The organism is Rothia sp. HMSC061C12, from assembly GCF_001815755.1.
GTDB lineage: Bacteria > Actinomycetota > Actinomycetes > Actinomycetales > Micrococcaceae > Rothia > Rothia mucilaginosa.
The window spans coordinates 164,155-171,866 of sequence record NZ_KV821867.1 but is presented as its reverse complement, the minus strand read 5'-3'; the positions used below and the strand labels follow the sequence as shown (position 1 = coordinate 171,866).

Annotated in this window: 6 protein-coding genes; all 6 read right to left on the bottom strand. The window is 60.4% G+C overall.

Annotated features, from left to right (window positions below):
* Positions 1 to 65 precede the first annotated feature (65 nt).
* The 6 genes from HMPREF3055_RS05195 to metK all read right to left on the bottom strand — a co-directional run bounded on the left by HMPREF3055_RS05195 (position 66) and on the right by metK (position 7,662).
* The gene (locus HMPREF3055_RS05195; protein ID WP_049341314.1) at positions 66 to 308 is read right to left on the bottom strand and encodes a hypothetical protein; all 243 of its coding nucleotides are present in this window, start codon (positions 306 to 308) and stop codon (positions 66 to 68) included.
* Between the two features lie 375 nt (positions 309 to 683).
* Positions 684 to 935 (bottom strand): hypothetical protein, encoded by a 252-nt coding sequence (locus HMPREF3055_RS05190; RefSeq protein ID WP_012903606.1) that lies wholly within the window; start codon positions 933 to 935, stop codon positions 684 to 686.
* Between the two features lie 230 nt (positions 936 to 1,165).
* The gene (locus HMPREF3055_RS05185) at positions 1,166 to 2,842 is read right to left on the bottom strand and encodes an aconitase (RefSeq protein WP_246826901.1); all 1,677 of its coding nucleotides are present in this window, start codon (positions 2,840 to 2,842) and stop codon (positions 1,166 to 1,168) included.
* Positions 2,820 to 3,842 carry a hypothetical protein gene (locus tag HMPREF3055_RS09390; protein WP_246826900.1) on the bottom strand — a complete coding sequence of 341 codons (1,023 nt, stop codon included), beginning with the start codon at positions 3,840 to 3,842 and terminating at the stop codon, positions 2,820 to 2,822. Before HMPREF3055_RS09390 ends, HMPREF3055_RS05185 begins: the two co-directional genes overlap by 23 nt.
* Before the next feature lie 112 nt (positions 3,843 to 3,954).
* Entirely contained in the window at positions 3,955 to 6,423 is a 2,469-nt protein-coding gene (locus HMPREF3055_RS05180) for a primosomal protein N' family DNA-binding protein (protein ID WP_070738357.1), read from the bottom strand.
* A 33-nt stretch (positions 6,424 to 6,456) separates the two neighbouring features.
* Positions 6,457 to 7,662, bottom strand: coding sequence for a methionine adenosyltransferase (gene metK / locus HMPREF3055_RS05175; protein ID WP_005506182.1), 1,206 nt, complete (start codon positions 7,660 to 7,662; stop codon positions 6,457 to 6,459).
* Positions 7,663 to 7,712 lie beyond the last annotated feature (50 nt).

Below are 7,712 nucleotides of genomic sequence, written 5' to 3'. Positions count from 1 at the left end.
CTCGGGCACCCTGAGGGCGCATCCGGAAGGCGCAGCCTCACCGCATCACACCGGAGCAGGAATCCTTACACGTACGCGCCGCGTGCCGCTTCCTTCGCGGCCAGCTCATCCGCATGACCGTACGCGTAGAAAATCTTCGCGTCATCCAGCTCAGCAAAACGAGCCAGGTAGCGGCACACCGCGCCACGCTGAGCCTTCGTCATCGAGGACAGCAGAACAGGGTCCGGGTGAGTAATGCCGTTGTCGCGGCTCGGTGCCGAACTACCGAACTCGGGCTCGTAATCAGAGGTGATATTGGTGAAACTCATCGGTGAGTACCTTTCCTTAGGGCGTTTCTTAGTGGAGCGCCGCAACAATGCAGACGCTACCGGAGGCAACACCGCGAAAAGAACCTACGGAGATCATCGGAAGTCTCTTCGCAGTAGTGGTTGTGATACCTCTAAACTACCCAAGAGCTAATCAATGTTCAAGAACCATCAGGGAACGCCCCCATAGTGGACACGTTCCCGGTTGTCAGGAAGAAATCAGGGGCACCATAGCGGCATGGGACCGCCGAGTTCCCAACCGAACTAAAGCCCACCCGAAAGCTAATGTGAAAGCCAGCGTGAAAGCCAGTCCGAAAAGCAGAAATGCTGCCGCACTCACGAGGAGTGCAGCAGCATTTCCAAAGCTAATTATGCAGGCTACGCCATAGTTGCGTAGAGACCGCGTTCAGCATCCTTACGAGCCAGTTCGTAAGCGTGACCGTACGCGTAGAAAATCTTTGCGTCATCCAGCTCAGCGAAGCGCGCCAAGTAGCGGTAAACAGCTCCTCGTTCTGCGCTGGTCATGTCGGAAAGCAACACGGGGTCCGGGTGCATGACGCCGTAATTGTGTACAGAAGCAGACCCGCCGCATGCAGGTTCGTATGCGGGGGTGATGAGAGTCTGAGTCATCAGTATTTATCTTTCTTAGGTGCGTGCGGTTGTGAAGCGCACGCGGAGTTGAGTGATAGATACCGCCAATACCACCTCGACAAGCGCCAAAATAGTATCCGCAGTGCTGAATATATTACCGTGGATACGAAGACTACGCCAATTAGAATCAGCCAAACCCCAGCAAATCTTAGATGCACACGAATGCATAAAAATGCTGGAGTGACCTTCCAACAGCACCGCCTAAGCGCCTAAGCTATAGCGCTCTGCCCTGCTTTACTCTCCTGCTTTTTCTCCCCTGCGAGGTTATGTTCCTCTGCATCCTCAGCGTCTTCATCCTCACCGTCAAGACCCAGAAGAGCCGTCACCATCGGCAAAGGATTGAACTCGCTCAGCTGACCCGTGCGGTCCACCTTGCGCATCATGAATGCACGTTGCAAACGCCTCTGAGTCCACGGCGAAAGCACCATCATCAGCAGCGCCTCCACCACAAAAATGCCGACCAGAATCCACAGCAGCAGATCCGAAGAACCCGCCTGCTCACGCAGCTGCTGAGCATCCGCCACCAGACGGTCAAAGCCCTCCGAATGCAGGCGCGACGTATCAAGCCCCGTCAACGTGGACAGGCTCACCGGCGACACCACATTCAGAAGCACCGACAGCATCAGCAGAAGCACCGCATACAGTCCGTAATGCATAGTGCGCATCCACTTCTTCACGCGCGCAAAACCGTGGTTCAGTTCCGTACCAATATCAGTGAAAGCCTCCGCCTTCTGCGCCTGCTCACCCTCCGGCATCATGTGCGGCACCAGGCGGTGCGCAAGCATCAACGGCACCGGCGAGCACGCATCAAAATACTGCATGTGACTATTCACCGACGGGCCCGGCAGGGTCACAAAGCTGACGTCCACATCGGCGGGCTGAGTAATATTCGACCTGCCAATGCTGTCACCACGAGCAGAAATCTCGCACCGGTCAGCCACATCAAGATCCTGCAACATCGGCGCGTAGGCGCGCACATACAGGTGGCAGGCGCTACGCACCGACATCATGAGCACCAGAATCAGCGCGCCCCAAAACGCCACGGAGGTAGCGGTCAGCTCAGGGACCGCGCCCTCAACACGCAACTGAGCCAGCAGCAGCATGAACACCGCGTACAGCATGAAAACGCCGTGCACGAAGAGCAGCGGAATCAGCCACTTCACGTAGGCGCGCGTGCCGTACGGGTTGAACAGGCGCACATCCACCGGGGTGTTTACCGAGGTAGTTGCGGAGGCGCTTTCCCGGGTGCTCTTGCAGCCAATACGCGCCCTACCCTTGAAGGCACCCGGCACGCTCGCAACCAGGGGTACCACGCTCAACGCTAGGGGTACCAGCATCGTATAGTGCAGCAGAGAACGGTACGGACCAAACAGCAGGGACGCTTCCACCAGCCAGGAGAACGCCGCAACCGCGCTCACCCACAGCAGCATGGCGCGGTTACGGTAGCCGCCCGCGGCATCCAGGTGCCCCGGAATGTCGTTGCGGTCACTAGCGATAATGCTAATCGGGACCACGCCACTACCCAGGCCGTAGAAGAAACGAATCGGCTTCTTACCCGCCGCCGCACGACGACGCAGCAACTCATAGCTCAAATACCCGCCCTGCGAATGGGCAATAATGCCCACCGCATCGCTACGGGAACTCAAATCGTCCAGCTGACGATCCAGACGCGCATAAATACGCTCCAAATCGCGCGACTCCGGGCTGGTCGCCGTCTGAATCAGCTGCGTCGGAATAGCCTTCACCAGCGCCCACAGCTCACGGGCACGACGAGCCAAAACCCAGCCCACAATACCCAGGCCGAGCACCGCCGCCAGACCCGTAAATGCACCCTGCGGAGTACCCAGAGACGCCACAAAAGCATCACGGAACGTCATGAGCGCCATAGCCGCCCACCAGCCACAGCGCCACGTTCACAAACCGCGCCGTAGAACGTAGCAGGTGCCCGACACGCTCACGCCAGGTCGTGCCGGGGCGCTCATAGTAAAAGCAGAACATCAAAAACAGCGGCAAAACCGACGCCAACCAGGGCAAATGCTCCTTCAACGGGCGGTAATGTCTGGGCCGCCAGAAACCCTCCTGAAAGAGGAGGCTACGGCGAGTGACCGTGCGAACCGGACGCGGCTTCGGCTGAGGCAGGCGCGGAAGTTCAATATTGGGCAGCTCGATGTTCGGGAAATCGATGTTCGGGAGTTCTACCTTGGGAAGCTCAATTTTCGGCAGATCAATCTTAGGGAGCTCCACCTTAGGAAGTTCTACCTTTGGCAACTCCACCTTGGGTAGCTCAACCTTGGGCAGCTCGACCTTGGGCAGCTCGACCTTGGGCAGCTCTACCTTGGGTAACTCCACTTTGGGCAGCTCTACCTTCGGAAGTTCAACTTTCGGCAGACTGATTCTTGTAGATTCTTTGGGCTCGGAGGCTTCGGCGGGTTCTTCCTGCGCGGAGTTCTCTTCAACCTGCGGGCTTTCCTCAACCGGGTCAGCAGGGTACTCCGTGCGCTCAATCGTCAACGAATACGTCAACTCGCTATGGTGGCTCAGCGGGTTCACCTCAGCGGCAGACGGGAGGGTATCACCGTCAGGAATCACCTCAACACGAACCCGCGCAGAAGCCTCCTCAGCGGGGTTCTCTTCGGAGAGCGCGACAGAATCCGTGTTCAGCGCCAGCAGAGTCTGCACACTATGCGCCACCGGCTTGCCAAAATACGCGAGCGTCTCCCCGTGATTCTGGTAGCCGATACCGTGAACCAGCAGCACCGCCGCATCATGATGCTGGCCCTTGCGGTGCAGGGCACTCTTCGGATGCGCAGAAGCATACTTCGTTAGCCGCTGCTGCTCACCGTCAGGCAGCGCACTACCCTTCAGCAGATGAGGCACCTTCGACATGCCTCTCACCTCCTCGCCTCTGCGCACAGCGCGCCCGCAAACCCGCGTAGCTCAACGCCCAACCCGGGGCAAAAACCGCCCCTCACTAGAACACTACAGCACGACTAGAAAATCACAGCACGTCCAAGCCGTCACAGCGAATCTGAACCGGGCGCTCCCCCACGTTCTTCTTCAACGCCGCAATCGTTGCACGCGTAGCACGCAACTCACGGGTCACGTGCTGGGCAATGCCGTACGAGAAGAACATCAGGGTACGCCAATCGCCCTGAACCGGCGCCTCCTCAGAATCCTCCTCAAGAGACTCCGACCAGGCAAAATACCCCTGATCCAGAGGAACCGGGCCCACAATACGCAGCTGCTCACGCACCCGCTCCGGCAACGCAGAAGAGCCCAAGAACTCCTCCATGAAGGCGCGAACATCCGCCTCCGCACCGGTCACCGCAGCCGTACGAACCGCCGGAGGCAGACCCGTCTGAGCGCGCTCCTCCAGCTCCTGACGAGCAAACCACGCCGGATCCCAACGCACCAGCGCCTGCTCCACCGGCGACGGCGAAGCAGTCGTCACCACCGTACCCTCAAGAGCCGCAGGACGAACCAATGCCGCCGCATTCAACCAGCGACGCAACGCCGCCTCCGGGGCACGCAACGAATCAAAACGAAGCATCTTATCGGCATCCAGAAGAAGCGCCGCCGCATAGCCGCCAAAAGCCACCGGCTCAGCACCCGGAGTCGCCACCACCAACGCAGGCTCAGGACCAACCGACGCCCGCACATGGTCACCCGCCGAAGAAATCACCGGAACATTCGGGAACGCACGGCCCAGCTCCTCAGCAGTACGAGTCGCACCCGCCGCCGAATAACGCCAATGCGTAAAACCGCATTCAGAACAACGCCACTGCTGCGCCAAATGACCGCACCACGAACACGACGGAACCGACGAACCCGAAGCCACCGACAAAGGCCCACTACACTCGCCACAACGCGCCGGCATGCGGCAACGCTCGCACGAAAACGACGGAATATAACCGCTACGCGCCACCTGCACCAACACAGGACCACGCGCCAACGCCCGACGAGCATGCTCAAACGCCAGGTGCGGAATACGCGCCATCGCCGCCAACGGGTCACGCGCCAACTCAAACTCCGAACCTGTCGAAAAAATACGCGGCGAATAATCACGCACCAACGCACGCGGCGCACGCACATGAGACGCCCAACGGGTACGCACCAGACGCGCCGCCTCACTACTCATACTGAACCCGGCAAACAGCGCCGCAGTATTCTCAGCAGAAGCACGCAGAAGCAACACATCACGAGCATGACAATACGGGGCGCGCTGCTCCACCAGCGAAGAATCGCCGTCATCCCAGCACACCACCAGGCCCAGGTTCGCCACCGGCGCGTAGGCGGCAGCGCGGGTACCAATCACCACCGGCACCTGCCCCAGGCGAGCCTTAACAAAACCGTGATAGCGAGTATGCGGAGTCGAATCAGAACTCAAACGCACAAACGAATCAGCGGGCAGACGCTCGGCGAGCGCCGCCTCCAGAAGATCCAGGTTCTTAGCGGTCGGAACCACCGCAATAGCGCCGCGACCACTCGCAGCAGCAGCCGCGAGTGCGGTCGCCAAAACATCCGCCCACGTGTGCTCCAGGTGGCCGGGAAGGACCGTCATCACGGCGCGGGTCGCGGCACCGGCGGCGACGTCCTCAATGAACTCCGCGCCGTTCTCGTAATCGGAGAAGACGGAGGCGGCATCCGGCGCATCCGGGTTCAGCGCCGGCGGGTCCAGCACGAAGGGTGCGAGCGCGCCGGGAGTGGCAAGCCAGGCGTACGGGTCGGCAGTGCTGGAGGCGGCGGAGACGGCAGAAGACTCGGGAGCCGTGTGCTCAGATTCCGCGGCCTCGAGAGCCGCGTTCTCGGGGGCGTTTTCCTGCGACTTCTCCCCCGCGCTCGCCGGGGTCATCTCGGGAGTGTTCTCCGGGGTGTTCTCGGGGGTATTGGAAGTACTTACCGGGGCAGAATCACCCAAATACGCCGACTCGTAACCCGGCAGAAGCGGCGCGTACTTCTTATCCAGCGCGGCAATACGCGGCGGCACCGCCAGGCGCAACACGTTCGCCACCGTGGAGGCGTAACGGTCGGCAAGCGCCTCAGCAAGCGCAAAAATTTCGGGCGCAACAGACGGCACACGCGACAGCACCGACTTGAGCGGTAGTAGCGAGGTACGCGTCCAATCAGTCGTGGCGGCGCGCTCCTCAATGTAACCGGTCAGCTCGTGACCGTTGAACAGCACGCGCACGCGGGCGCCGGGCACCGCATCCTCACTCAGCTCAGCGGGCACACGATAATCAAACGTGCGGTCCACCTGCGGCAGGGTGCTATCCACGCGCACACGCGCCACAGGGTTCGGCACGCCGCTCGCCTCCAACTCGGCGGCAACGTTCACCGGCTCCGGGGCAGCCGGAATCAGGGCATCACGAAGAGCAGGAAATCCCTGCAACAGGTCAAGCTGTTGCAGGGATTCCTGCTGAGCACCCAACGGTGCCGAAGAGTTCGATTCAGAACTGCTCTGAGTCACCCGAATCTGCGTGCTCCTCTACCCTGACAGATATTAGGAGGAGGACACTGCCGAACGCAGTGCATCCACGCGGTTCAGGCGCTCCCAGGTGAATTCCGGCTCGGTACGACCGAAGTGGCCGTGAGCTGCGGTCTTCTTGTAAATCGGGCGGCGCAAATCCAGTTCGTTAATGATTGCCAGCGGGCGCAGGTCGAAGACCTCACGCACAGCCTTCTCAATCTTGATCGGGTCGACCTTCTCGGTACCGAAGGTTTCAACATACAGACCGACCGGCGCTGCCTGGCCGATAGCGTACGCAACCTGAACCTCGGCGCGGTCAGCCAGACCGGCACCCACAATGTTCTTCGCAACCCAACGCATTGCGTACGCTGCGGAACGGTCCACCTTCGACGGGTCCTTACCGGAGAACGCGCCACCACCGTGACGAGCCGAACCGCCGTAGGTGTCCACAATGATCTTGCGGCCGGTCAGGCCCGCGTCACCCACGGGGCCACCCTGAACGAAGCGGCCAGCGGGGTTCACAATGAACTTGGCGTTGGAGGAATCCAGCTCGACGCTACCCAGAACCGGCGCGATAACGTGCTTCTCAATGTCTGCACGCAGGTCAGCCAGGTCGTAGCTTGCGGTGTGCTGGCTCGAAACAACCACGGTATCCACGGAGACAGGCACGTTGTTCGAATCGTAGCCGAGGGTCACCTGAGTCTTGCCGTCGGGGCGCAGCTCGGTCAGCAGGCCGTCCTTACGGACCTTGGTCAGACGCTCAGAGAGGCGGTGCGCCAGCCAAATCGGGGCGGGCATCAGCACGTTGGTCTCGTTGGATGCGTAACCGAACATGATGCCCTGGTCGCCCGCACCCTGGCGGTCGTACTCGTCAGCAGCAATGCCCTGACGAACCTCGAGGGACTCGTACACGCCGGCGTTAATGTCCGGGGACTGCTCGCCAATGGACACGGACACGCCGCAGAACTCACCGTCGAAGCCGCGGGTAGAGGAATCGTAGCCGATACCCAGAATGGTCTCGCGCACGATGGAGGGGATTTCGACGTAGCTGGAGGTGGTCACCTCACCAGCAACATGCACCTGACCGGTGGTTACCATGGTCTCCACAGCAACGTTCGCTGCGGGATCCTGGGCAATAATGCCGTCAAGGATGGCGTCAGAAATCTGGTCACAAATCTTATCGGGGTGGCCTTCAGTCACCGACTCGCTGGTGAATAGGCGCAGATGGTTATTACTCACGGTTTCCACTCTACTGGTTGAGGGCGCGCGAAGATAGCGCGCTCGTAATG